The 24,479-nt window shown below is 66.9% G+C and carries 21 protein-coding genes; 11 read left to right on the forward strand and 10 right to left on the reverse strand.

Annotation, left to right across the window (positions count from 1 at the left end; genetic code table 11):
* Positions 1–148 precede the first annotated feature (148 nt).
* Positions 149–1,333, reverse strand: a complete 1,185-nt coding sequence (locus ABIB56_RS10545) for an acyl-CoA dehydrogenase family protein (protein WP_354569162.1) — start codon at positions 1,331–1,333, stop codon at positions 149–151.
* A gap of 161 nt (positions 1,334–1,494) precedes the next feature.
* Here ABIB56_RS10545 and manA point away from each other — a divergent pair, with 161 nt between their 5' ends.
* Positions 1,495–2,700 carry a mannose-6-phosphate isomerase, class I gene (manA, locus tag ABIB56_RS10550; protein ID WP_354569163.1) on the forward strand — a complete coding sequence of 402 codons (1,206 nt, stop codon included), beginning with the start codon at positions 1,495–1,497 and terminating at the stop codon, positions 2,698–2,700.
* A gap of 270 nt (positions 2,701–2,970) precedes the next feature.
* Entirely contained in the window at positions 2,971–3,927 is a 957-nt protein-coding gene (locus ABIB56_RS10555; RefSeq protein WP_354569164.1) for a DUF559 domain-containing protein, read from the forward strand.
* 149 nt (positions 3,928–4,076) lie between these two features.
* On the opposite strand, the gene ABIB56_RS10560 is transcribed toward ABIB56_RS10555, so the two are convergent.
* Positions 4,077–5,030, reverse strand: coding sequence for a GlxA family transcriptional regulator (locus ABIB56_RS10560; RefSeq protein ID WP_354569165.1), 954 nt, complete (start codon positions 5,028–5,030; stop codon positions 4,077–4,079).
* Positions 5,031–5,281: 251 nt separating this feature from the next.
* On the opposite strand from ABIB56_RS10560, the gene galE reads away from it, so the two are divergent.
* From galE to ABIB56_RS10580, 4 genes are all read left to right on the forward strand, one after another.
* Positions 5,282–6,247 (forward strand): UDP-glucose 4-epimerase GalE, encoded by a 966-nt coding sequence (galE, locus tag ABIB56_RS10565; RefSeq protein WP_354569166.1) that lies wholly within the window; start codon positions 5,282–5,284, stop codon positions 6,245–6,247.
* A gap of 158 nt (positions 6,248–6,405) precedes the next feature.
* Positions 6,406–6,723 (forward strand): WhiB family transcriptional regulator, encoded by a 318-nt coding sequence (locus ABIB56_RS10570; protein ID WP_354569167.1) that lies wholly within the window; start codon positions 6,406–6,408, stop codon positions 6,721–6,723.
* Between the two features lie 95 nt (positions 6,724–6,818).
* Entirely contained in the window at positions 6,819–9,650 is a 2,832-nt protein-coding gene (locus ABIB56_RS10575) for a glycosyltransferase (RefSeq protein WP_354569168.1), read from the forward strand.
* Entirely contained in the window at positions 9,643–11,187 is a 1,545-nt protein-coding gene (locus tag ABIB56_RS10580; protein ID WP_354569169.1) for a DUF5719 family protein, read from the forward strand. The genes ABIB56_RS10575 and ABIB56_RS10580 overlap by 8 nt, the downstream gene beginning before the upstream one ends.
* Positions 11,188–11,192: 5 nt before the next feature.
* On the opposite strand, the gene ABIB56_RS10585 is transcribed toward ABIB56_RS10580, so the two are convergent.
* The gene (locus ABIB56_RS10585; RefSeq protein WP_354569170.1) at positions 11,193–11,630 is read right to left on the reverse strand and encodes a metallopeptidase family protein; all 438 of its coding nucleotides are present in this window, start codon (positions 11,628–11,630) and stop codon (positions 11,193–11,195) included.
* A 62-nt stretch (positions 11,631–11,692) separates the two neighbouring features.
* Between ABIB56_RS10585 and ABIB56_RS10590 the strand changes: the two genes are divergently transcribed.
* The 3 genes from ABIB56_RS10590 to ahcY all read left to right on the forward strand — a co-directional run bounded on the left by ABIB56_RS10590 (position 11,693) and on the right by ahcY (position 14,975).
* Positions 11,693–11,899: a DUF3499 family protein gene (locus tag ABIB56_RS10590; protein WP_354569171.1), complete on the forward strand. Its 207-nt coding sequence runs from the start codon at positions 11,693–11,695 to the stop codon at positions 11,897–11,899.
* A 26-nt stretch (positions 11,900–11,925) separates the two neighbouring features.
* On the forward strand, positions 11,926–13,359 hold the full coding sequence (locus ABIB56_RS10595) for a phosphomannomutase/phosphoglucomutase (protein WP_354569172.1): 1,434 nt from the start codon (positions 11,926–11,928) through the stop codon (positions 13,357–13,359).
* Between the two features lie 152 nt (positions 13,360–13,511).
* Entirely contained in the window at positions 13,512–14,975 is a 1,464-nt protein-coding gene (gene ahcY, locus ABIB56_RS10600) for an adenosylhomocysteinase (protein WP_354569173.1), read from the forward strand.
* A 280-nt stretch (positions 14,976–15,255) separates the two neighbouring features.
* Here the strand turns inward: ahcY and ABIB56_RS10605 are convergent, their stop codons facing one another.
* Positions 15,256–16,113 (reverse strand): RDD family protein, encoded by an 858-nt coding sequence (locus tag ABIB56_RS10605; protein WP_354569174.1) that lies wholly within the window; start codon positions 16,111–16,113, stop codon positions 15,256–15,258.
* 17 nt (positions 16,114–16,130) lie between these two features.
* Between ABIB56_RS10605 and ABIB56_RS10610 the strand changes: the two genes are divergently transcribed.
* Positions 16,131–17,123, forward strand: coding sequence for a stage II sporulation protein M (locus tag ABIB56_RS10610; RefSeq protein WP_354569175.1), 993 nt, complete (start codon positions 16,131–16,133; stop codon positions 17,121–17,123).
* Between the two features lie 164 nt (positions 17,124–17,287).
* On the opposite strand, the gene aqpZ is transcribed toward ABIB56_RS10610, so the two are convergent.
* The 6 genes from aqpZ to ABIB56_RS10640 all read right to left on the reverse strand — a co-directional run bounded on the left by aqpZ (position 17,288) and on the right by ABIB56_RS10640 (position 23,670).
* Complete coding sequence (gene aqpZ, locus ABIB56_RS10615) at positions 17,288–18,073, reverse strand: aquaporin Z (protein ID WP_354569176.1); 786 nt, start codon at positions 18,071–18,073, stop codon at positions 17,288–17,290.
* 110 nt (positions 18,074–18,183) lie between these two features.
* Positions 18,184–19,476, reverse strand: coding sequence for a DUF58 domain-containing protein (locus ABIB56_RS10620; RefSeq protein WP_354569177.1), 1,293 nt, complete (start codon positions 19,474–19,476; stop codon positions 18,184–18,186).
* A 19-nt stretch (positions 19,477–19,495) separates the two neighbouring features.
* Positions 19,496–20,470, reverse strand: a complete 975-nt coding sequence (locus tag ABIB56_RS10625) for an AAA family ATPase (RefSeq protein WP_354569178.1) — start codon at positions 20,468–20,470, stop codon at positions 19,496–19,498.
* Between the two features lie 31 nt (positions 20,471–20,501).
* A complete protein-coding gene (locus ABIB56_RS10630; RefSeq protein ID WP_354569179.1) occupies positions 20,502–21,680 on the reverse strand; it encodes a DUF4350 domain-containing protein in 1,179 nt (392 codons plus the stop codon).
* A complete protein-coding gene (locus ABIB56_RS10635; protein WP_354569180.1) occupies positions 21,677–22,378 on the reverse strand; it encodes a DUF4129 domain-containing protein in 702 nt (233 codons plus the stop codon). The genes ABIB56_RS10630 and ABIB56_RS10635 overlap by 4 nt, the downstream gene beginning before the upstream one ends.
* Positions 22,375–23,670, reverse strand: a complete 1,296-nt coding sequence (locus ABIB56_RS10640; RefSeq protein ID WP_354569181.1) for a hypothetical protein — start codon at positions 23,668–23,670, stop codon at positions 22,375–22,377. Before ABIB56_RS10640 ends, ABIB56_RS10635 begins: the two co-directional genes overlap by 4 nt.
* 127 nt (positions 23,671–23,797) lie before the next feature.
* Here ABIB56_RS10640 and mtrA point away from each other — a divergent pair, with 127 nt between their 5' ends.
* Positions 23,798–24,478, forward strand: coding sequence for an MtrAB system response regulator MtrA (gene mtrA, locus ABIB56_RS10645; RefSeq protein ID WP_354569182.1), 681 nt, complete (start codon positions 23,798–23,800; stop codon positions 24,476–24,478).
* Position 24,479: the final 1 nt, after the last annotated feature.

The raw sequence follows: 24,479 nt of genomic DNA on the forward strand, positions 1-24,479 counted from the left end.
GGGACGCGGCTGCGGCATCCGCTCGGCTGCTGAAAACGCAGGAGATCGTCGGCAGAACATGGCGAAACGTGACGTGCGAGCGGGTTTCGGGTCGAATGTCCTGCGTTTTCAGCAGACCGACGGAGCGAGCGGATGCTGCGGCCAGACTTTAGACGAACGCGGCCTTGCCCGTGATGGCGCGGCCGACGATGAGGGTGTTCATCTCGCGAGTGCCCTCGTAGGAGTAGATGGCTTCGGCATCCGCGAAGTATTTGATGACGCCATAGTCCATGACGATGCCGTTGCCGCCGAAAAGTTCGCGGCACCAGGCCACCGTCTCGCGCATGCGGCTGGTGGCGAACTCTTTGGCGAGTGCGGAGTGCTCGTCGCGCTGAACGCCCTCGTCGAGCATCTGACTGACCCTCGTGACCAGCCCGATCGACGAGGTGATGTTGCCGAGGCTCTTGGCGAGCAGTTCCTGGATGAGCTGGTGGCCGCCGATCGGCTTGCCGAACTGGATGCGCTCGCCGGCATACTTCACGGCGGCTTCGTAGGCGCCGATCGAGTTGCCGACGGCGGCCCATGCCACCTCGGCGCGGGTGAGACGCAGCACGGCAGCCGTCTCGCGGAACGACTTGGAGCCCTGCAGCCTGTTCGCCTCCGACACGACCACGTTCTCGAGCACGATGTCGGCGTTCTGCACGATGCGCAGCGCCTGCTTGTTCTCGATGCGCGTCGCGGAATATCCGGGGGTGGATGTCGGGACGATGAAACCCTTCACCTGGTTGTCTTCTGCATCCCTGGCCCAGATGATGGTGACGTCGCTGATCGAGCCGTTGCCGATCCAGCGCTTCGCACCGTTGATGACCCAGTTGTCGCCGTCGCGGGTGGCTACTGTTTGCAGCCCCTGAGCGGTATCGGATCCGGAGAGCGGCTCGGTCAGGCCGAAAGCGCCGAGGAGTTCGGCTGACGCGAGCTTGGGCAGCCATTCTGCGCGCTGCTCCGGGGAGCCGGCCACGGCGATGGAGCCCATGACCAGGCCGTTCTGCATGCCGACCAGGGTCGCGACGCTCGCGTCGACCCTGGCGAGCTCGAGGGCCACCCACCCGCGAAAGACGGCGCTGTTCTCGAACTGGCGGGTCTCTTCCCACGGCTGCCCGAAAAGTCCGAGGTCGGCGAGACCCTTGACGATGGAGCGCGGGAAGAACTCGGCCTTCGACCACAGGTCGTTCATGATCGGGCGCACCTCCGCCTCCAGGAAAGCGCGCAACTCGACGATGAGCTGCTTCTCGCGATCCGTCAGGGCGTTCTCGTAGCCGTAGAAATCGCTCGGAATGGGCTCGAATGACGACATATTTTTGCTCCGTTGCTTCACGTTAGATGTCGGCCACCTGCGCCGACCACGACAGGAGCCTAGGGGGGCGTGCTGGGAGGCCCCAAGGTGCTTGGTACTTTTGTCTAATCGGGTTCCGCGCCGCGGGAACCGCCTTTGTAGATCAGCTAAGGAACAGACGGATGTTTGTCGGCATCACCAACACCCCACGCCCCTACGCCTGGGGCTCGACCACGGCGATCGCCGAGTTGCTCGGACGCACGCCATCCGGCCAACCGGAAGCCGAGCTTTGGCTCGGTGCGCATCCCGGGTCCCCGAGCGTGATCCTCGATCCATCGCAGACCGGCGGCGCGGCAGATCTCGCGGTCTGGATCGCCGCAGACCCTGCGACCACGCTCGGACCGTTCGCGGCATCCGGACGACTGCCGTTCCTGCTCAAGATTCTGGCCGCCGCATCACCGCTGTCGCTGCAGGCTCACCCCACACCTTCGCAGGCGAGAGCCGGCTTCGAGCGTGAAAACACGGCCGGCGTGCCGCTGGATGCCGCGGAGCGCAACTACAAGGACGCCTCAGCGAAACCCGAACTGATCTACGCGCTCAGCCCCAGTTTCGGCGCGCTGTGCGGATTCCGACCGCTCGACGAGGTGCGCACCCTGGTGCATGCCTTGGTCGACGCGTCGCGGCAGCTCGAAGACCCGCAGCCGGAGCCGCTCGAAGGCCTTCTCGAATACCTGGATGCCGGACTTCGACCCACCTTCGAATGGCTGATCTCGAGCGGCGCAGGCGTTCCCACGCTCGTCTCGCTGGTGACGGTGCTCGCGTCATCCGCATCGCTGCCGGATCACGCCGCAGAACTCGACACCGTTCGCACTCTCGCCGGCGAATATCCCGGCGACCCCGGCATCGTGATCTCACTGCTGCTCAACCGGGTGACGCTGACTGCGGGGGAGTCGCTTTACCTTCCCGCCGGAAACATCCACGCGTACCTTGACGGCCTCGGCGTCGAGCTGATGGCGGCCTCCGACAACGTGCTGCGGGGAGGTCTCACGCCGAAACACATCGACGTGCCCGAACTGCTCGGGGTGCTGGACTTCACGCCGGTTCCGGTGCCGTACCTGCGTCCCTCGATGCCCGCCGAGGGCATCGAGGAGTTCACGCCCGACGTGCCCGACTTCGTGCTGGTGCGGGTGCACGGCTCCGCGGTGGACGCCAGCTATCAGATCACGGGGCCGGCGATCGCGATCTGCACGGCTGGGTCGGTTTCTCTGGCCGGGGAGGCGTCATCGGCGAACCTGGGGCGTGGTGACGTGTTTTACGTCACGCCCGACGAGGCCACGCTGCGTTTCACCGGCGACGGCACGCTGTTTCTCGCGACGACGGGCGTGTAGCGCGGGCACTGTCGTCGCGCGTCCGCCGGCCCGTCCGCTCCCTTGCCCTCCGCTCCTGCGTCTCTCCGCCTCTCCGCCTCTCCGAAAACGCAGGACATCAGCCGTCTATGCGCCGGTGGAACGTTCATACGACTGTGGACGCGCCGATCTCCTGCGTTTTCGGGGAGGGCGTCCGGTGGGCAACTCCTCCACAGGGGGCGGTTTCGACGGCGCCTCCACTGATCCGGCGAGAGCCGTGGGGGATGCCGCGGGATCCGCAATTCTGCTGCGATGGAGTCGATCGATTCGCGCCTTCGGCGTAGCGGGTTCTTTTTGCGACGGCGTGACCTTCTGGCGTACGGATACTCGGATAGCGCCATCTGCAAGTCGCTCGCCGCGCGTCGCATCTTCCGGGTACGTCAGGGCTGGTACTCGGTACCGGATGCGCCGGAGTCGGCCGTTCACGCCGTTCGCGTGGGCGGCCGGCTGACGTCGCTCTCCGCGCTCGAAAGCTATGGGCTGCGAGTCCCTCGTCGTCCCGAGCTGCACGTGGCGGTGGTGGACACGGCCAGCAGGCTGCGCACACCCGGCGATCGCAGCCGACGGCTCGGTGTGATCGATCCGGTGCGAGTGCACTGGATCGACCGTCCGGCGCGTGGTGGCACGAGTTGGCGGGTGTCGATCGACGAGGCACTTCTCGCGGTGCTTCTGGAGGAATCGCGCGAGATCGCGGTTGCCTGCTGCGGTGCGGCTCTTCGGCATCGCCAGGTCAGCGCGGCGCGACTGGATGCAGTGTTCGATCGCGCCCCTGTGCGTGTTCGGCCGTGGCGTGGATTAGTCAGCGCGCTCGACGAGTCACACGGCGAGAGTTTTGTACGATTGTGGTTCGGCGATGCGGGGGTTTCCTGCGTGCAGCAGGTGTACGTGCCCGGCGTCGGACGGCTCGATTTCAGAGTGTCAGCGCGCGTCTACGTCGAGATCGACGGTGCGCAGCACGATCCCGGATGGACGGGCGAGAGCGACAGCACCTATGAGTCGGATCATGATCGAGACACGACGATGGGGATCGACGGCGACCGGGTGCTGCGTTACACCTACCGTCAGATCTATGGCGACTGGCCTCGCGTGCTCGCCGCCATCAGGCGGGCCATTGCGGACGACGTGGCGCTGGCCGCATATCGACGCACGCATCCGTACCGTGCGCTCGGCCGAAAACGCAGGACATCCGTGCGAAACGGTCGGTTGTGACACCGTCAGCGGCATTTTCGATGCGGATCTCCTGCGTTTTCGGCGAAGGGCGTTTTCGGCAACGGACGTTTTCGTCGACAGGCGTTTTCGGTGAGGGCCTTTTCGGTGAGGGAACCCCAGGCAGCGAGTGAGGCGGTGCGCAGCGACCCTCAGCTCGCGACGCGCTCGCCGAAAGCACGCCGGTAGGCGGTCGGCGTGGTCTGCAGCACTTTGAGGAAGTGGTGGCGCATGACCGCAGCGGCGCCGAAGCCGGTGTCGGCAGCGATCGACTCCAGGCTCCGCTCGGTGCGCTCGAGCAGGTGCTGGGCGCGGATGATGCGCTGGCGGTTCAGCCAGGCAGCCGGCGTCGTGCCCATGTCGGCCCTGAACCGGCGGGCGAAAGTGCGGGAGGACATCAGGGCTTTGCGGGCCAGTTGGTCGATGGTGAGGTCCTCGCCGAGGTTGCCCAGCATCCAGTCGGTGACGGCCGCGAACGAGTCAGAGCAGTTCTCGGCGATCGGGAAGTCGATGTACTGCGCCTGCCCGCCGTCGCGCTGCGGCGGCACCACCATGCGGCGGGCGATCACGTTGGTTACGGCCGCGCCTAGTTCTTTGCGCACGATGTGCAGTGCCGCGTCGATGCCGGCGGCCGTGCCCGCACTCGTCACGACCTTGCGGTCCTCGACGTAGAGAACGTCGGCGTCGACAGTCGTACCGGGGAACTGGGCTGCGAGCCGGTCGGCGTGCATCCAGTGCGTCGTGCTGCGGCGACCATTCAGGATGCCGGCCTGGGCGAGTGCGAATGCCCCGCTGCAGACGCTGAGCACCCAGGCGCCGCGAGCCTCCGCGGCGCGGATCACCTCGAGGAACGCCTCGTCGACGGACTCGATCGCGTGGGCGGGCACCGCGATCAGGTCGGCGTCGGCTGCGACGCTCAGATCCTGCTCGATCATCATGTCGAATCCAAGGCTGGTGCGAACAGGTCCCGGCGTCGCTGTCGCGATGGTGAAGTCGAAGAGGGGACCGCCGCTGTCCGACCTGTCGATTCCGAAAACCTCGCAGACGACACCGAACTCGAAAGGGGCGACCCCGGGTAGGGCGAGCAGCACGACTTTTTTCAGCATGATTCCTCCTCATGGCAGGAAGTTGTTGGTGCTGCCGATTCTGCCAGATGACGAGCCGCGATGCGAGCGCTATCGGGGGCGCCGGTCGCGGCATCCGCATCCGTGCTCCGAAAACGCAGGAGATCGGTGCCGAAAGTGCCCCGTTCGTCACTGCAATAGCGTTCCCGACGCCGATCTCCTGCGTTTTCAGAAACGAGCAGCGAAACAACAGCGCGAACGCGAGCCGCGACGCCCGTACTACTCTGGGGGGCATGACCTGGCTCGTGACCGGCGGCGCCGGCTATATCGGTGCACACGTCGTTCGGGCACTGCAGGATGCCGGTCTCACGGCGATCGTGCTCGACGACCTCTCGAGCGGCCACGCGAGTTTCGTGGCACCGGAGACCCCATTCATCCGTGCCTCGATTCTCGACGGTGAGCGAGTGCTCGACGCGCTCGGACAGCACGGGGTGACGGGCGTCATCCACGTCGCCGGCTTCAAATACGCCGGGGTCAGCGTGCAGCGGCCTCTGCACACCTACGAGCAGAACGTGACGGGCACCGCGGTGCTGCTCGCCGCCATGCAGGATCGAGGCGTCGACAGGATCGTCTTCTCCTCCAGCGCCGCGGTGTACGGCACGCCGGATGTCGACCTCGTCACCGAGGACACCCCGAAGAACCCGCAGTCGCCCTACGGTGAGTCGAAGCTGATCGGCGAGTGGCTGCTGCGCGACCAGGGGGTCGCCGCCGGTCTCAGGCACACGTCACTGCGCTATTTCAACGTCGTCGGCTCCGGTCATCCCTCGCTGCCCGACACGAGTCCGCACAATCTTTTCCCGCTGGTCTTCGACGCTCTGGTCGCGGGGCGTACCCCGAAGATCAACGGCGACGACTATCCGACCCCGGACGGCACCAACGTGCGCGACTACATCCATGTCTCAGACCTGGCAGCGGCGCACGTGGCTGCGGCCAGGCGACTGGATGCCGGAGAGCCTCTCGAAAGCGCCTACAACCTGGGCAGCGGCGACGGCGTCTCCGTCGGCGAGATCATGGCGACCGTGGCGGAGGTCACCGGCATCCCGTTCGTGCCTGAGATCGCCCCCAGGCGCGCCGGAGACCCGGCACGTATCGTGGCCGCAGGCGACCTCGCAGCCCGCGACCTGGACTGGACGATGCGGCACGGCCTTCGGGAGATGGTCTCGAGCGCCTGGGATGCGCGGCGGGCCGCCGAGGGCTGAGTTCGCTGTCACCCATTTGGGGGTCCCGGCGCGTCGTGAACCCTCGATCCCCGATTGAGCCTTTACGATTTGCGACTTGACGTGGCCGAACTACACAGGTGTAATTATCCCTAAAGCGTTTGCGCATGCCGTACGCATCGCGGAGGGGAGACTGTGATATGGCGATCGACGAGCACCGTCGAGGAGTACCCGAAGACTGGTTCGTCGACCCGGTTCGCCTGGGCGTTCCGGGAGTCCGACAGGTCACCGACGACGAGAATCAGCTTTCCTGGCAGGCAGACTCGCTCTGCGCGCAGACCGACCCGGAAGCCTTCTTCCCCGAAAAGGGCGGTTCGACCCGCGACGCGAAGAAGATCTGCTCGTCCTGTGAGGTGCGTTCGCAGTGCCTGGAATACGCACTGCAGAACGATGAGCGCTTCGGTATCTGGGGTGGTCTCTCCGAGCGCGAGCGCCGCAAGCTGCGCAAGCGCGCGTAGTACACAGCACCCCGACCGAATCGAGCGCTACTCAAGAGCAGCGCGTCTGCGTGTCACGCCCCGACTGACCCGCCCGCGCGCATAGTCTCGATCAAATGCAAGCGAGAGTCACTGCGATACTCGTTGCCCGATCAGGGGCGGCGTACCTCGAGCGCACCCTCGCCGGTCTGGCCAGGCAGACCCGCCAGCCGGATGCCGTCATCGCTGTGGATGCTGGCTCGACCGACAACAGTTCAGATCTTCTCGCCGCGTCCGGCCCCGCCCAGCTCGTGTCCGCTCCCGGTGGCTCATTCGGCAGTGCGGTCTCCCGTGCGATCCAGGTCGCGGCCCCCGCGGCATCCGACAACGAGTGGTTCTGGCTGCTCGCCCACGACAATGCGCCGGCGCCGACAGCACTCGAACAGCTGCTCGGCGCTGTCGAGATCGCGCCGTCGGTGGCGATCGCCGGCCCGAAGCTCATGCGCTGGGACCAGCCGGATGTGATCGCCGAGTTCGGCGAGACGATCACGCAGTTCGGCGCATCCATTCCGCTCGTCGAGGGCGAACTCGACCAGGCACAGCATGACGTGCAGGACGACGTGCTCGGGGTGGCGGCCGGCGGCATGCTGGTGCGCCGCTCGCTCTGGACGGCGCTCGGCGGCTTCGACCCAGGGCTGCCCAGCATCGACGCGGCACTCGACTTCTCGATCAGGGCACGTCTGGCCGGCTTCCGCGTCGTGGTCGTGCCAGGAGCCAAGGTCGCGAGTGCCGGGGGGCCAGAGCTCTTCGGCCGCAAGTCGGTACCCGATCGCCGCAGGGTGAGTATCGCGAGGTCAGCGCAGCTGCATCGCCGCCTGGTCTATTCCTCTGGCGGAGCGCTTCCCTTCCACTGGCTGTCACTGCTGCCGCTGGCGATCGTCCGCGCCATCGGGCAGGTGATCGCCAAACGCCCCGGCGCCGTCGGCGGGGAGTTCGCCACCGCGCTGTCGACCGCTTTCGGCGGGAGCGGCATTGCCCCGGCCAGGCGCAACTTCCGCACCACTCGCACGCTGGGCTGGGCATCCATCGCACTGCTCCGGATGCCGCCGGCCGAGGTTCGCGAGCGGCGGAGGCAGGCACGAGAGCAGTCGGCCGTCGCCAGCAGCGGGGCCGCGACCGCCTCCGCACCGCGGGCCGGGTTCGTCACCCACGGCGGACTCTGGGTGGTGCTCGTCGCCGCTGTCGTCGGCGTGATCTCCTGGGGCCAGCTTCTCGGTGCCTCCTCGATCGTGGGCGGCACGCTCTCCCCGCTTAGCGGTACCGTCGGCGAACTCTGGTCGCACGTCGGTTACGGCTGGCGTGAGATCGGTGTCGGTTTCGTGGGGGCCTCCGATCCCTTCGTCTACGTCATCGCCGTGCTCGGCTCGATCACCTTCTGGGCGCCATCGTTCAGCATCGTGCTGGTCTACGTGCTCGCCATGCCGCTCGCTGCCCTCGGTGCATGGTTCGCCGCGCGCCGGTTGACCGCCAAACCAGTTCTTCCGGTGCTCGCCGCCGTGCTCTGGGCGCTCGCTCCTCCACTTCTCGGTTCGCTGTCCGACGGTCACTTCGGCTCGGTGATCGCCCACCTGCTGCTTCCATGGCTGGTACTCGCCGCCCTCTCGGCCGCCCGGTCCTGGGCTGCAGCGGCGGGAGCCGCACTCCTGTTCGCGGCGACAGCCGCCTCTGCGCCAGTGCTGGTGCCTGCTCTGCTGCTGTGCTGGCTGGCCTGGATGTTCTCCCGGCCGAAGAGCACCCATCGCCTGATCGGCATCCCGATTCCGGCGCTCGCTCTCTTCGCCCCTCTCGTGGTGCAGCAGGTGATGCGTGGCAATCCGCTTGGGCTCCTGGCCGAGCCCGGTGTGCCGACCATCAGCGGCGGAACGAGCGGACTCCGACTCGCCCTCGCGGAGGCCGGGACCGGCATGCACGGGTGGACAACCGTGCTCGGAAATCTCTCGCTACCTGCGACCAGCTCCGTCGTCCTGGTGGCCGTGCTCCTCGCTCCAGTGGGAGCACTCGCGATCCTCGCGCTCTTCGTCCCTGGTTCTCGTCGCGCCATCCCCTCCATGGTCATCGCCCTCCTGGGCTTCGCCACCGCCGTGATCGGCACCCACATCGAGGTCGCCGCGGTGGGGGCGGTCGCCACACCGATCTGGGCTGGTGCCGGGCTCAGCCTGTTCTGGCTCGGACTGCTGGGCAGCGTCGTAATCGGACTTGACGCCCTGGGGCGGGCATCCGTTCCGCTCGGCCTGCTGGCCGGTGTCACCTCCGTGCTTCTCGCCCTTCCACTGCTCGGCACCGTCTATCTCGGCACCGCGGTCGTGCACGCCGGTGGCCGCATTCTTCCCGCCGTGGTCACCGCCCAGGCTGAGGACCGGCCGCGCATCGGAACCCTCGTGCTCACCGCGCAGCCCGCCGGCGGCCTCTCGGCCGTGATCGCGCGGGGAACCGGCACGAGCCTCGACGACCGTTCCACCCTGGCGTCCACGGTGCAGAAGCTGAACAGCGACGAACGCCAACTCGCCAGGATGACGGGCAACCTCGCCTCACGCAGCGGCTACGACGCGGCATCCGACCTCCGGCATTTCTCCATCGGTTTCGTGTTGCTCTCACCGGCCGACAAAGACAGGGCGGCCTACGCTCGCAGCTCCGACGCGCTCGACAGCAACTCGCTTCTCACCCCGGTCGGCAACACCGACAACGGTCTGCTCTGGCGCTACCAGGGCCTGCCGAAGACGGATGCCGCGGCCCCCGCTGGCAATACGGAGACGCCGCTCGGCTCCGCCATCCTGATTGGGCAGGCGATCATCTTCGGACTTACGCTGCTGCTCGGCATTCCGACCGCCAGGCGCAGACGGCGGACCGCGGTGAGCGGCTCGGTGCTCGAGGGCCCGGCCGGAACATTCGATGAGGACGATCATGACTGATCCGACATCCGAACGGGAAGAGCTGTCCGAACCGGAAGAGCAGTCCGAACGGGAAGAGCAGTCCGAACCGGAAGAGCAGCCGGTGAGCGACGAGAAGCCGGCGAAGAACCGCACACGCGGCGCGATCATCATCAGCGCCCGCATCGTCTCAGGTGCGATCGGTGTCGTCGTCGCGGCGGTAGCGATCGCGGGGGCGGCCTGGCTGCCTCTGCCGTCTCACACGGCCACTCCCGCGGCCACCAGGGTCACTCCCGTGCCAGCGGCCCAGCAGCGTGTGTGCGCAGGACCGATGCTGCGTCTCGGCAACGACTCAGGCCAGGAGGCGACGACGGCCTCCTCGGTCGGGCGTCCGACGGTTCGTTACGGGCAGACCGCCGGCGACTCGCGATCGTCAGAACTTGCGCGCACGGACAACACCTCAGGCGTCGGCCCGCAACTCCTCACTCTTCCGCCGGCGTCACAGCAGTCGACTACCCAACCCCTGCTCGCCGGTAGCCAGTCGCAGTCAGTGTCGAGTGGCGACCTCGTCGGGTTCGCCGCGGCGGAATGCTCGGAGGGCACGAGCGACGGCTGGCTGGTCGGGGGAGCGACCGACACCGGTCGCACCACTCTTCTGACGCTGAGTAACCCGAGCAACGTCGGTGCCACAGTTTCGCTGAGCCTGTACGGAGAGTCCGGCGTGATTCCCGCGGCGGGCAGCCAGGGCATCATCGTGGCGCCCGGTGGCCAGCGGGTGTTCTCCCTCGCCGGTTTCGCCCCCGGCATCGCCTCACCCGTCGTGCGAGTGCAGAGTCGTGGCGGCCAGGTGATCGCCAATCTGCAGCAGACGACCGTGCGTACCCTCGAACCCGGCGGCGTCGGCATCGTCGGAATCGCCAACAAGCCGTCGCTCACCAACGTGATCCCCGGCCTCGTCGTCGCAGGCTCCGCAGCCCTCTCGGCTCGCCAGGCCGAGCCGGGTTACGAGGATCTCCGCACGGTGATCCGACTCCTCGTGCCCGGCACCAAGCAGGCGCGAGCCCAGATCAGCGTGATACCCGACAGCGGTACAGAGGACGGCACCAGCGTCAGCGTGGTCGTCGAGGCTGGGATGGTGACGGATGTACCGCTCGACTCTTTCCCAGAAGGCAACTACTCGGTTCTCATCTCCAGTGACCAGCCAGTCGTCGCCGGCGCACGCGTGTCGACGGTCGGAGCCACCGGAGCCACCGATTTCGCCTGGCTCGCCGCCGCCGCACCTCTCCACAAGCACGCACTCGTGACGGTCGCCCCCGGCCCGTCCCCGGTACTCCACCTGAACAATCCAACGCGCACATCGACGACGGTCACGCTGAAGACCAGCGGCTCCGCGGCGATCACAGTTACGGTTCCCGCGGGAAAATCGGTGACTCAGCCAGTCACGAGTTCTACGACCTACACGGCCACCGGATTCGACACGCTGGGGCTTGCGGTCACCTACCTCGGCGACGGGCAGTTCGCGGCGTTCTCGGCGAGCCCGTCCGCACCGGCATCCGGACCCATCACTATCTACCGCTGACGCATCTAGAGGTGACGGAAGCGCTCCGGGGCCAGGTCCCACGGGTCCTTGCCGAGCAGCTCGGCCACGGCACGGAACACACAACTCTCGATGAGCATGCGGCGGTGCAGCTCGTCGTGGCGCTGCAGTCGCGCCAGCCTCTCGATCGGGAGCCGGTACAGGGTGACTGTGCGCTGCGGCAGGGATACCCGCCAGCGGTCGATGCCGCTCACCCCGTCGACCTCGCCCGGCAGACCGGCCACTTCGAAGATCACCGAGGCCAGTTCATCCGGCCACATGTCTTTGAGATATTCGGCGGTGGATGCCACCGTCAGGTCGAACAGGTCGGCGCGGGTGTGCAGCAGCGGGAGGTGCGGCCCGGTGACGGCGGAGCGGATGCCGCGACCGTGGCGGTCCCGCCATCCGGATCGCGCCGAGGCACGTGGACTCCGCTGTGCTGCCATAGCTGGATTCTACGCGGCGAGGCTTCGGCCTCGACCGGATGCTGTGGTTAGGGTGGATACAAATGGATGGACGACCCTGCAGCAAAGTCGCGTGCACCACCGACGCGGTATCCACACTCACCTGGGTCTACGCCGACTCGATGGCGGTGCTCGGGCCACTCAGCCGCAGCGCCGACCCGCACAGCTATGACCTCTGCGAGAAGCACGCGGACCGGTTGTCGGTGCCGCAGGGCTGGCAGGTCGTGCGGCACGTCTCGCTGGGGAGCTGACCGCTTTCGCACTGTAGGTTTTGGGTATGAATGCTCCCTCGACCGGCCCCATCGATCTCGCCCCGTTCATCAAGGCCTATGACGTGCGTGGGCTGGTGGGTTCGCAGCTCACCACCGAGGTGGTCACCGCCCTGGCCGCCGCCTTCGTGGACGAAGTGGATGCCGCGGGCATCGACGTCGTGGTCGGCCACGACATGCGCGACTCCTCCCCGGGGTTCGCTGCCGCCTTCGCCGCCGGAGCCCAGGCACGCGGCGCCAACGTCGTGTCGATCGGCCTGTGCTCGACGGACGAGTCCTACTTCGCCTCAGGACACTTCGACGCGCCGGCGGCCATGTTCACCGCATCCCATAACCCCGCGACCTACAACGGCATCAAATTCAGCAGGCCTGGCGCCAGGGGTATCAGCTTCGACACCGGCCTCAAGGCGATTCGCGACCGCGCGACGGAGTACCTGGAATCCGGGGTCATCCCGGTCGCCGTTCCGGGGACGTACCGCGAACTCGACGTGCTGGCCGACTACGCCGCCTACCTGCGGTCCCTCGTCGACCTGAGCGGCATCCGTCCGATCCGCATCGTCGTGGACGCTGGCAACGGGATGGGCGGACTCACCGTGCCCGCCGTTCTTGGCGCCGCCGCGGGGCTGCCGGCGCTGCCGATCGAGATCATTCCGCTCTACTTCGATCTCGACGGTACCTTCCCCAACCACGAGGCCAACCCGCTCGACCCGAAGAACATCGTCGACCTGCAGAAGGCTGTCGTCGACAACGGCGCAGACCTCGGGCTCGCCTTCGACGGCGATGCCGACCGCTGCTTCGTCGTGGACGAGAAGGGGGATGCCGTCACACCATCCGCCGTCGCCGCGGTGGTGGCCCTGCGCGAGATCACTCGGGTACGCAAGACCCAGCCGGAGGGCGACATCTTCGTCATCCACAACCTCATCACGTCCCACATCGTGCCGGAGACCATCGAAGCAGCCGGCGCGATCCCGGTTCGCACCAGGGTCGGGCACTCGCTGATCAAAGACCAGATGGCCGAGACCGGTGCCATCTTCGGCGGCGAGCACTCCGCCCACTACTATTTCCGCGACTTCTGGGGTGCCGACAACGGGATGCTGGCCGCCATGCACTTCCTCGCAGAGTACGGCTCGCAGCCCGGGCCGCTCTCGACCATCTCGAAGAAGTACACCCCCTACGCCCTGAGCGGCGAGATCAACTCGACGGTCGAGGACATCCCCGCTGCGTACAACCGCATCGTGGAGGCGTTCACCGGTCGCGGCGAATTCGACGAGCTCGACGGCCTCACCGTCACCGGCTGGGTATCGGCAGATGAACCGTTCTGGTGGTTCAACGTGCGCCCCTCCAACACGGAGCCGCTGCTGCGCCTCAACGTCGAGGCCCTGACCCCGGAGGCGATGACCCGCGTGCGCGACGAGGTGCTCCGCCTCATCCGGGCGTCGTAGGGTTCTGCGCGACACGGTCCTGCTGAGAGGTCTTCTGCCCAAAACGCAGGAGATCCGGCGCTGGCGTGCTGTTTCGGTGCCATTCGCGACCGGTGCGATGCGGATCTCCTGCGTTTTCGGCGAAGGGAGCGGCCGCCTGCGACAATAGAAGCATGTCGCTTGCATCCACCAGCACCGCCCTGCCGTTCAAAGTCCGTGACCTCGCGCTCGCTGAGGCTGGACGTCACCAGCTTCGCCTCGCGGAGAACGAGATGCCGGGGCTGATGGCCCTGCGCACCGAGTTCGGCGACTCGAAGCCCCTCGTCGGCGCCCGCATCGCGGGCTCGCTGCACATGACGGTGCAGACAGCTGTGCTCATCGAGACCCTTGTCGCCCTCGGCGCACAGGTGCGCTGGGCGAGCTGCAACATCTTCTCCACTCAGGACGAGGCGGCTGCGGCGGTCGCCGTCGGGCCGAACGGCACACCGGAGGCACCTGCGGGAGTTCCCGTCTTCGCCTGGAAGGGCGAGACCCTCGAGGAGTACTGGTGGTGCACCTCGCAGATCTTCGACTGGTCGGCCGAGGGCGCGACCGGGCCGAACATGATCCTCGATGACGGTGGCGACGCCACGATCCTGGTTCACAAGGGCCGCGAGTTCGAGATCGCCGGCGTGGTTCCGGATGCTGCGGAGAGCGACACCCACGAGTGGCGGGTCATCCTCGACACCCTCCGCAACTCCCTCGCGTCGTCCCCCGACCGCTGGACGAACATCGCCGCCGGGATCAAAGGCGTTACGGAGGAGACCACCACCGGTGTCCACCGTCTCTACGAGCTGGCGAAGTCAGGCGACCTGCAGTTCTCGGCGATCAACGTCAACGACTCGGTAACCAAGTCCAAGTTCGACAACAAGTACGGCATCCGCCACTCCCTGCCGGACGGTCTCAACCGCGCGACCGATGTGCTCATCGGCGGCAAGGTCGTGTTCGTCGCCGGTTACGGCGACGTCGGAAAGGGCGCGGCCGAGGCTCTGAAGGGCCAGGGCGCGCGGGTGATCGTCAGCGAGATCGACCCGATCAATGCGCTGCAGGCTGCGATGGACGGCTTCCAGGTAACCACCATCGACGATGTCGTCGGTGACGTCGACATCTTTGTCACGGGTACCGGCAACGAGAATGTGCTCACCGTCGACCACATGCTGGGCATGAAGCACCTCGCTATCGTCGCCAACGTCGGACACTTCGACAACGAGATCGACATCGCCGGCCTCGAGAAGCTCGCCGGAGCCGAGCGCATCGAGATCAAGCCCCAGGTGCACGAGTGGCGCCTGCCGAGCGGGCGCAGCATTCTCGTGCTTTCCGAGGGTCGCCTGATGAACCTCGGCAATGCGACTGGCCATCCATCCTTCGTTATGAGCAACTCCTTCACCAACCAGGTGCTTGCGCAGATCGAGCTCTACGTGCACGGCGAGAACTACGGCGTGGATGTGCACGTGCTCCCGAAGCACCTCGACGAGAAGGTCGCGCGGCTGCACCTCGACGCTCTCGGCGTGAAGCTCACCAGGCTCTCGGACGAGCAGGCGGCCTACATCGGAGTCAGCCCGGACGGCCCGTACAAGGTCGACCACTACCGCTACTGATCCACGGCTGGCGTTCTCGCTCTACCCGCGGCGGCTCGGCGTGCCGTGCTGAAAACGCAGGAGATCTGCGCGAAAACGTCGCTCGCGGCATCCGTTATGCCGTTTCCGCGACGGATGTCCTGCGTTTTCAGTGCTGACGCGGCGCGGTATCGACGCGGGGACGATCCCGACGCGTGACGGCAGGGACGCGTGACGGCAGGGACGCGTGACGGCAGGGACGCGTGACGGCAGGGACGCGTGACGGCAGGGACGCAGGGCGGCGGCGGAGTCGGCGGCCGGGCTACGCGCGGTCGGGGAACCGGTGCGGCAGCCCCGTGAGCACCGGCTCCAGACGCTCGAGGCGCTGACGTTCGAGCTGGAGGGCGAGATATTCGCGGTCGCGGCGTATCGCGGCCACCGCGGCGAGGAAGAGTTCCGCGTTCTCCGGTGGCACCGGCGACACGTAACGCGAGGCCTCGGTCGCGAGCCGACGGGCGAGGCGGTCGCGGGCATCCGGCGTGAGCTTCGAGGCCTGGGACAGGAACTGGGCGACGCGCCTCGCAAGGCCGTCGGGCATCCGAGCGACATCAGCCGTCGTCGCCCACGCGACGAGCGGCGTCGGCACGCCGAAGACAGATGTGCTGAGGCGAGAGACCCGCTCGTTCTGGCTGTAGGTGCCGGCCAGCAGATCGCCGAGCCGCTTGGAGCGACCGTTCAGCAGGGCCACCATCGCGGCGATTCCGCCGAGCGTGGAGAAGATCTCCAGCACGCCGGTCAGCGCGCGGATGAAGGCATGGCGAAACCCGATCGATCCACCATCGTCGCGCACGATCCTGGCACCGACAGCCAGGCGCCCGAGAGACTTGCCCTGCGTGGCCGTCTCGACTGCCGTCGGGATCACGACGATGCAGAAGACGAGGGCGGCGATCGAGACGGCCGCACCGCTCGCCTCGTCGAGGAAACTCTGGAAGAACGGGGTCGAGATGGCGAAGATCACGAGCAGGAAGACGACGAGGGATGCCAGAAAGTCTATGATCGCGCCGGCCGCCCTCAACACGAAACTGGTCGGGCGCAGGTCGAGGCCGACGGCCTCACCGGTCATCAGCTCGGAGTCGTCGTAGACCGAACCGACCTGCGCGGTGACCGAATTCGAGACCATGTCTAGTATTTAAGCAGATGGACCTCGACGCCTACTCAGCCGCACACCGCGATGAATGGGATGAGCTTGCCCGGCTCGGTGCGAAACGTCGCTTTTCGGGCGGCGAAGCCGACGAACTCGTGGAGCGCTATCAGTCGGGTGCCAGCCAGTTATCCGCCATTAAGACGACCGCCGGGCAGTCGATCCAGGGTGATCGTCTGTCGCTGTCGCTCTCCCGCGCCCGACTGCGATTCACCGGCGCGGGCAACAATGTGCTCAGTCAGTTGCCGAGTTTCTTCGGGGCGCAGCTTCCCGCGGCGCTGTACCGCATCCGCTGGCTGTCGCTGGCCATTGCCGCGGCATCCGCCATCGTGGCCGTGCTCTACGCAGTCTGGGCGCTGAACACTCCCGGCGTGCTGGCGAACTTCGGATCCCAGGAGTCGCAGTCGCAGTACGTGAAGGAATTCGTCAACTACTATTCCAATCACCCGTCATCGTCGTTCGCGAGCCAGGTCTGGACCAACAACGCCTGGCTCACCGCCCAGTGCGTCGCCTACGGAATCGTGGGCGTCTACACTCCCTACCTGCTCTTCATGAATGCGCAGAACGTCGGGCTGTCCGCCGCGCTGCTCGGATCCCAGGGGCACATCGACACCTTCTTCCTCTACATCGCGCCGCACGGCCAGCTGGAGCTCTACTCAGTGTTCGTGGCTGGTGCTGCCGGCCTGAAGATCTTCTGGTCGTGGATCGCGCCGGGCGCCCGCACCAGGGGCCAGGCGCTCGCCGCCGAAGGTAGGGCGCTGTTCACCGTCGTGATCGGCCTCATCGGCTCGCTGCTGGTCTCCGGCATCATCGAGGGTTTCGTCACCAAACAGGAGTGGCCGTGGCCGATCAAGATCGGTATCGGCACCGTCGCCGTCGCCGCGTTCCTGGTCTACCAGTGGGTAATCGGCCGACGTGCGTTCCGCGCGGGCGAGACGGGTGACCTCAGCGAGTTCGAGGCGGGCGCGCGACAGATCGTCGCCGGCTGACGGGAGTCGCGGCATCCGTTCCGCATCGACCGAAAACGCAGGAGATCTGCAGCCCGGCGCACACGAACGCGCCGCGATGGGCCGTACGGCATCCGATGTCCTGCGTTGTCGGCGGGGCGCGAAAAAGGGGACCGGATGAGATCCGGTCCCCTTCGTCGATCAGGTCAGGCTTTCGGAGCACCCTCGTTGCCAGCGAGATCGAGTGGCTTGAGGTAGGACTCGTCGGCGAGCGGTGCGCGGTCGAACAGCGCCCTGTAGGTGAAGCCGGCGACGAGAGCGCCGAGGATCGGAACGAGGATGAACACCCAGAGCTGGCCGAGTGCCGCCGGTCCACCGAAGATCGCGGTGGCGATCGAGCGGGCCGGGTTGACCGAGGCGTTGCTCACCGGGATGGCGATGAGGTGGATGAGCGTGAGCGCGAGACCGATGGCGAGCGGCGCGAAACCTGCCGCTGCCTTGCGGTGCGTGACGCCGAGGATCACCCAGAGGAAGAAGGCGGTGAGGATGAATTCGACCAGGATCACCGAGAGCAGGTTGAACCCGGCAGGTGAGTGGTCACCGAAGCCGTTCGAGGCGAATCCGCCCTTGAGTACGCTGTCGAGGAAGCCCTTCGGACCACCGGCAGCGATAGCGAGCAGCAGGCTGGATGCCACGACGCCACCCACGATCTGGGCGATGATGTACGGCACCACGTCACGCCACGGCAGCCGCCCGGCCGCAGCCGCACCCAGGGTGACGGCAGGGTTGAAGTGCGCACCGGAGATCGGACCGAAAGCGTAGGCACCGACGACGACGGTGAGCCCGATGGCGAGGGCGACGCCGAGGATCCCGGTGTTGCTCGACGTGAAGAGGGCTGTGCCGATCACCCCGAATACCAGGAGGAAGGTACCGAAGGCTTCGGCGATGAGGCGGGAGATGAGGGAGTGCGGGGCTTCGCTGGTTTCGGCCATGTGCTGATCCTTCTGTTGCTCGTGGACTTCTTCAACGCGCAACGTTGAGCGTATTCACAGGTTATCGCAGCCGTCCAGCATCGCGACAGAAGCTCGCCGCCCGATTACGGCTAGAGACGCCCGGCGGCTTTGAGGGCGATGTAGCGGTCGGCCAGAGCCGGCGGCAGGTCGGCTGGCGCCCCGGTGACGACCTCGGCGCCCAGCTGACGGATGGCGGCGGAGACGCGCGTCGTGTCGAGCATCGCCCGCTCGGCGGCGGCGGCACGGTAGACCTCGTCGCGGTTTCCGCGTTGGAGAGAGGCTTCGAGGATCGTCGGGTCGGTCACGGAGGAAACGACGACAGTGTGCTTGCGAGTGAGCTGCGGAAGCATCCCGAGCAGTCCGCGCGAGGCGCCGGGTGCGTCGATCGAGGTCATGAGTACGACGAGTGCGCGATGGCTGGTGACGGAGCGGACCAGGCTCGGAACGGCACTCCAGTCCATCTCGATGAGCTCGGGATCTACCGGAGCCATCACGTCGACCATGCGGGAGAGGAGGTCGGCGCCGGTCGCTCCCTGCACGCGTCCGCGAACCCGCCGGTCGTAGATCAGCAGGTCGATGCGGTCGCCGGCCCTGGTGGCCAGGGCGGCGAGCAGCAGTGAGGACTCGAAAGCAGTATCGATACGTGGCTCGTTGGCGATACGGGCCGCGGATGTTCGCGCGCTGTCCACGATGATCACGACGCGTCGATCGCGCTCCGGTCGCCAGGTGCGCACCACCAGGTCGCTGCGTCGCGCGGTGGCTCTCCAGTCGATGGAGCGCACGTCGTCGCCACGCACATACTCACGGAGGCTGTCGAACTCCGTGCCCTGTCCGCGGATCATGACGCTCGTGCGTCCATCCAGTTCTCGCAGGCGCGCGAGGCGCGATGGCAGGTGCTTACGCGAGTTGAATGGCGGCAGCACCCGGATCGCGCCCGGCACCTGGATGCTCGCCTGGCGGGCAAGCAGCCCGAGCGGTCCGAAGGAGCGGACGGTCACCTGGGCGGCGAGTCGCTCTCCGCGACGGAACGGCGTCAGGCTGGTGATGATCGACCGTCGTTCACCGGATGGCACGCTCACCCGCGCTCGCGACGGGCTCGCGCCTGCGGACGGCTGCCAGCCATCCCTGACGATCCCGTGAACCCTCCGGCGCCCGGTGTTCGCGAGGAACAGGGTGGACGGCACGGTCTCGCCGAGCCGCACCCGTTGTGGTAGCTCGCGTTCCAGCACGAGCTGGCGCGGGGAACCGGCGAGTATCAGGTCGACGGCGCCGACGACGGCGGCGAAGAGCAGCCAGGCCAGAAGCCATCCGGGGTCGCCGAGCACGACGACCGGCAGGATGCCGAGCGCCACGAGCAGCACGAACCACCCAGACAGTGCCATCAGAGAATCCGAGCCATGGCTAGATCGGCACCTGCACCTGCTGCAGGATCGACCGCAGGATCGAATCCGGGGAGACACCCTCGAGTTCAGCCTCCGGCCGCAACTGGATGCGGTGCCGCCAGACCGGCAGCGCCATCGCCTGCACGTGGTCGGGGGTGATCGAGTCGAAACCGGTCAACCAGGCCCAGGCCTTGGCGGCCGCGAGAAGTGCCGTGGTTCCACGAGGACTCACGCCGAGCCTGACCGACGGGCTCTGCCGCGTGCCTCGTGCGAGGTCGACGATGTAGGACAGCACGTCGGTGCTCGCCCCGACCTTCGCGACATCCGCTTGGGCTGCGGCGAGCTGGTCGGCATCGAGAACCGCCGAGACACCGGCGGCCTCCAGGTTGCGCGGGTTGAAACCGGCGGCACTGCGGGTCAGCACTTCGACCTCGTCGTTGCGCTCCGGGATGTCGAGCACCAGCTTGAGCAGGAACCTGTCGAGCTGTGCTTCGGGCAGCGTGTAGGTGCCCTCGTATTCGATCGGGTTTTGGGTGGCCGCGACGATGAACGGCACGGGAAGCGGCCGCGTCTCGCCGTCGACGCTGACCTGCCGCTCCTCCATCGCCTCCAGCAGCGCCGACTGGGTCTTCGGCGGCGTGCGGTTGATCTCATCGGCGAGCAGGATGTTGGTGAACACGGGCCCCGCGCGGAAGTCGAACTCGCCCGACTTCGCGTCGTAGACCAGTGAACCTGTCACGTCGCCCGGCATCAGGTCGGGGGTGAACTGCACCCGCTTGGTTTCGAGGTGCAGCGCACGGCTGAGCGTGCGCACGAGGAGTGTCTTGGCGACGCCCGGCACACCCTCGAGCAGCACGTGGCCACCGGCGAGCAGCGCGATGATGAGGCCGGTCACCGCGCCGTCCTGGCCGACGACGGCCTTGCCGACCTCGGTGCGCACCCGTGCGAACTGGGCGCGGAGGTCGGTGGTCGAGCTCGGGGCGTAGTCGGTCATGCGTTCATTCTCCACGGTTGTTTCGGATGGTTCAGGATGGGCGGGTCGCGCGTTCGACGGCTCTTTCGAGCTCGAGAAGCTGGTCGGAGAGTCGCACCAACTCGCTGTCGCTGGTGGGCACCGTGTCGAGTAGTAGCGAGCGGATGACGGCGGAATCGCTGGAGGTCAGATCGGTGACCCGCGCGATCACCTCGTCAACGCTCGCGATCCTCGGCAGGCCGGACTGGGCGGCGAGCCTGTCGATCGCGCCGATCCGCAGGGCATCGAGTGCGCGGAGCCGTGCTGCTCCGCGCTGGTAGAGACGGGCGCGCCCCTCCATCGTCTCGCTCGCGCGCACCACGACGGGGAGGTTCTCGACGACGAGCGGCCCCATCCGTCGCCCGCGCCAGAAGGCGGCGACGATGGCCACGATCGCCAGCAGCGTCATCACCGGACCCACCCACGGCGGAGTGAGCTCGGCGAGACTCGGGTCATCGGATGCGGCGGAGTCGGCGATGGTCGGCAGGTACCAGACCAGCCGCGGGTTCTCGCCGAGCAGGGTGAGGGCGAGCGCCGCGTTGCCGCGCTCGGCGACATGCTCGTTGCTGAAAGCATCCTTCGTGCCCAGTACCGTCACGCTGCTGTCGCCATGGTCGACGGTGATGAGGGAGAAGACCTTCTTGCCGCTGCCGAAGCAGAGGGTGGAATTGGCATCCTGGTCGATGAGACGATAACCGTTTCCCCCGCCGGAGACCGTCGCTGCCTGCCGTGCCGCGGGCAGCGAGCAGCCGCTCGACAGGGACTTCTTCGTGACCGTTCCCGCGCTGCCCACCTCGGGAGCCAAGGCCTTCAGCTGGCTGAAAGTGGGGGAGAGGATGACCACGTGCCGTGCCCGCACCGCGAGCTCCTTCAGTTGTTTGCTGTCGAGATTGCCATCGGTGTCGTAGAGGAACAGGGTCGCCTTGTCGTGTTCGAGCGATCGCGTCGCCGAGGAGAGGCTTTCGGCCACGGTGACCCTGACACCCTGCTGCTTCAGCACTTCGACGATCGCCTTGCTGCCGCCCGGGGCGGGGTTGGTGCCCGAGAACGGTGTGCCGCCGCTGCTCGCTCGGGCGCCGATCGCAGTGGTGATGAGGGCCACGATGATGGCGAAGGCCGCGGCGAGAATCCAGAACAGCGATCTGCGAGTCGCCCGGCGAATGGTCGGGGTGAGGGTGGTGTTCGCCGTCACTGCGGCGCACCGATGGTCGCCGCGAGTGCGGGTTTCGCTGATCGCAGATCGAGTTCCAGGGATGCCGACAGGCGGTAGGTCTCCTCCTGGCCGTCACGTCCGAGGTAGCGCACTTCGTCGAAGGCGACGGCTGCGGCGCTGAGGGCGTCGGCGAAGGTCGGGAGCCTTGTGCCGGCACGCGCTGCGAAATCGCGTGCGGTGGAACCCGGATTCGTCGTGACGATGGTGCGTTCGGCGAGGCCCCGAGCGATCGAACGGAACATCTCCTCGATCGCGACAGTCCACTCGCCGCGGGAGGCGGCATCCTCCGCGGCCTTGCGGATGTCGACTGCGGTACGCCGGTCATCCTCGCCGAAGAGAACGCCGGTCACGACGCTCCGCCGGCCGAGTCGCGGCGGCCCGAAGATCAAAAAGGCGGCGACGATCGCGGCGACGACCACCGCGAGCGCGATGGCGAGAAGCGGACCCTGGGTGGCGACACCGTCGCCGAACTTGAGGGAGTTGATCCAGTCCCAGAAAGCTGACGAAAGCCGATCGAACCAGGTCGGTTTCGCCGCCTGGTACTCGGGTTTCGCGAGCTCCCTGATGATCCAGTCGCGGGCTGTCGGGGCATCCGGATTCACAGGGACATCGAGGAACCCTGAGGTGATCGAGACTGACGCGAGCAATACTGACGCGAGCAATACTGACGCGATCATGACCAGGGCGAACGGTCCGATGGCGGGTGGGGGGCGGACGAGTATCCAGCCTGCGGCACGGAGTGCAGCAGCGGGTCGACGACGCTCGCGTCACCGGCCTGCCTGGCCTCCACGAAGTGGGCGAGTTCCAGGTCGAGACCCTCCTTGCGGATGCGCCTGTCGAGATACAGCAGCGCCGTGGTCGCGGTCTGCACCACCGAGGTGATCGCGCCGAAGACCACCGAGATGATGACCGAGAGCAGACCGAAGGCTGCGATGACGATGAACACCGTCGGCCCGTTCTGGCCGTTCGGGTCAAGCAGGCCGGCGAGCAGCGGGGAGAGCAGGTTGAACGGAGCGGAGATCACCTGGGAGACGACACCGATGATCACGGTCACCAGCAGCTGGATGCCGAGGGTGCGCCAGAATCCGCCCTGCGTGAGCGACCACGACCGTACGATCGCCCTACCGAGGGTGAGGCGTTCGATCATCAACACGCTCGGAACGAGCGAGAGCCTGGTGCCGAGCCAGAAGTAGAGCACTACGGCGCCGAGCGCTCCGAAGATTCCGACCAGCACGGCGATAACGATGCCAGCAGCAGCCGCCGTGGAAGCCAGGGCCACGATGATCCCTACCAGGATCGCCGTCGCCACGGTCACAGCCAGGATGACCAGCAGCGTCCACCCGATGAGGGCCCAGACCCGTCCTTTCGCCCGCTGCCAGAGCTGCCGGAAAGTCGACTTCTCGCCGACCGCGCCTCGCGAGACCTCGAGAACGATGATGCCCTGCAGGAAGGCTGAGGCCATGATGGCGAAGAAGACCGGAATGATTGCCGCGATCACGATCAGGCCGACAGCGCCTGCGGTGATCTGGCCGGCGTCCTTCGACGTGCTGGAACCGATGCGGGTCAGCGCGAAGAAGGTCGCCCCTCCCACCACCAGCACGATGAGGAGGGAGACGATGCCCTGGATGACCAGGGCCGCTCCGAAAGTCGGGCGCGGATTGCGGCGCAGCACCCGGAATGACGAGCCAAGGATCGTGCCGACGTCGAGCGGTCGCAGCGGGATGAGACCGGGCTTCGGTGGTGGCGTCCAGCCGGGCTCGCCCTGTCCGTAGCCGTTCTGCCCGTAGCCGTTCTGGGCTCGGCCGTTCTGCGGGGCGCCGGGCGGTGGTGGAGGCGGTGACCCAAGGGGTGCATAGTGACCGGGGTCGAGCGGCGGGAAGCTTGGAGTGACCGGTGGCACCGGCGGAACCGGGTCGCCACCCTGCCGTGGAGGGTCTCCCGGCGATTGCCACTGCGGTTCGTCGGCCACTGTTGTCCCCTCGATCGTGTGCCACGGGCGCGAGACCCACGGCGATAATGCTTTCACACTCAGCTACTCTTGTGCGAAAGCTACCGCACCCTCGTGTTATGGGAGTGCCGATTACGAAGACGGGACGATGACAGCACGCATTCTTGTAGTCGACGATGACACTGCCCTCTCGGAAATGATCGGCATCGTCCTGCGCTCGGAGGGCTTCGAGCCCTCCTTCTGCGGTGACGGCGGCGCGGCACTCGAGGCCTTCCACTCGTCGAAGCCCGACCTCGTGCTGCTCGACCTCATGCTGCCCGGCAAGAACGGTATCGAGGTGTGCGCCGAGATCCGCGGGGAGTCTGGCGTGCCGATCATCATGCTCACCGCCAAATCCGATGCCACGGATGTCGTACGCGGCCTCGAAAGCGGCGCAGACGATTACGTGGTCAAGCCCTTCAACCCCAAGGAGTTGGTCGCGCGCATCCGCACCAGGCTTCGACCGACGCCCGCGGCATCCACCAACGTGCTCCAGGTCGGCGACCTTCAGCTCGACGTGGCAGGCCACGAGGTCACGCGCGGATCTGCCAAGATCAACCTCACGCCGCTCGAATTCGAGTTGCTGCTGGCGCTGGCACTCAAGCCGCAGCAGGTGTTCACCAGGGAGATGCTGCTCGAGCAGGTCTGGGGCTACCACTACAAGGCCGACACCAGGCTCGTCAACGTGCATGTGCAACGACTGCGCGCGAAGGTCGAGGAAGACCCTGACAACCCGCGCATCGTCATGACGGTTCGCGGAGTCGGTTATCGTGCAGGCACCAGCAGCTAAC

Origin of the sequence: Glaciihabitans sp. UYNi722 (assembly GCF_040549465.1) — a bacterium.
Taxonomy (GTDB): Bacteria; Actinomycetota; Actinomycetes; order Actinomycetales; family Microbacteriaceae; genus Lacisediminihabitans.

What these genes read in the sequence shown, in the direction of transcription:
- ABIB56_RS10545 (WP_354569162.1), bottom strand. Translation starts at nt 1,333, where the DNA reads ATGTCGTCATTCGAGCCCATTCCGAGCGATTTCTACGGCTACGAGAAC.
- manA (WP_354569163.1), top strand. Translation starts at nt 1,495, where the DNA reads ATGTTTGTCGGCATCACCAACACCCCACGCCCCTACGCCTGGGGCTCG.
- ABIB56_RS10555 (WP_354569164.1), top strand. Translation starts at nt 2,971, where the DNA reads ATGGAGTCGATCGATTCGCGCCTTCGGCGTAGCGGGTTCTTTTTGCGA.
- ABIB56_RS10560 (WP_354569165.1), bottom strand. Translation starts at nt 5,030, where the DNA reads ATGCTGAAAAAAGTCGTGCTGCTCGCCCTACCCGGGGTCGCCCCTTTC.
- galE (WP_354569166.1), top strand. Translation starts at nt 5,282, where the DNA reads ATGACCTGGCTCGTGACCGGCGGCGCCGGCTATATCGGTGCACACGTC.
- ABIB56_RS10570 (WP_354569167.1), top strand. Translation starts at nt 6,406, where the DNA reads ATGGCGATCGACGAGCACCGTCGAGGAGTACCCGAAGACTGGTTCGTC.
- ABIB56_RS10575 (WP_354569168.1), top strand. Translation starts at nt 6,819, where the DNA reads ATGCAAGCGAGAGTCACTGCGATACTCGTTGCCCGATCAGGGGCGGCG.
- ABIB56_RS10580 (WP_354569169.1), top strand. Translation starts at nt 9,643, where the DNA reads ATGACTGATCCGACATCCGAACGGGAAGAGCTGTCCGAACCGGAAGAG.
- ABIB56_RS10585 (WP_354569170.1), bottom strand. Translation starts at nt 11,630, where the DNA reads ATGGCAGCACAGCGGAGTCCACGTGCCTCGGCGCGATCCGGATGGCGG.
- ABIB56_RS10590 (WP_354569171.1), top strand. Translation starts at nt 11,693, where the DNA reads ATGGATGGACGACCCTGCAGCAAAGTCGCGTGCACCACCGACGCGGTA.
- ABIB56_RS10595 (WP_354569172.1), top strand. Translation starts at nt 11,926, where the DNA reads ATGAATGCTCCCTCGACCGGCCCCATCGATCTCGCCCCGTTCATCAAG.
- ahcY (WP_354569173.1), top strand. Translation starts at nt 13,512, where the DNA reads ATGTCGCTTGCATCCACCAGCACCGCCCTGCCGTTCAAAGTCCGTGAC.
- ABIB56_RS10605 (WP_354569174.1), bottom strand. Translation starts at nt 16,113, where the DNA reads ATGGTCTCGAATTCGGTCACCGCGCAGGTCGGTTCGGTCTACGACGAC.
- ABIB56_RS10610 (WP_354569175.1), top strand. Translation starts at nt 16,131, where the DNA reads ATGGACCTCGACGCCTACTCAGCCGCACACCGCGATGAATGGGATGAG.
- aqpZ (WP_354569176.1), bottom strand. Translation starts at nt 18,073, where the DNA reads ATGGCCGAAACCAGCGAAGCCCCGCACTCCCTCATCTCCCGCCTCATC.
- ABIB56_RS10620 (WP_354569177.1), bottom strand. Translation starts at nt 19,476, where the DNA reads ATGGCACTGTCTGGGTGGTTCGTGCTGCTCGTGGCGCTCGGCATCCTG.
- ABIB56_RS10625 (WP_354569178.1), bottom strand. Translation starts at nt 20,470, where the DNA reads ATGACCGACTACGCCCCGAGCTCGACCACCGACCTCCGCGCCCAGTTC.
- ABIB56_RS10635 (WP_354569180.1), bottom strand. Translation starts at nt 22,378, where the DNA reads ATGATCGCGTCAGTATTGCTCGCGTCAGTATTGCTCGCGTCAGTCTCG.
- mtrA (WP_354569182.1), top strand. Translation starts at nt 23,798, where the DNA reads ATGACAGCACGCATTCTTGTAGTCGACGATGACACTGCCCTCTCGGAA.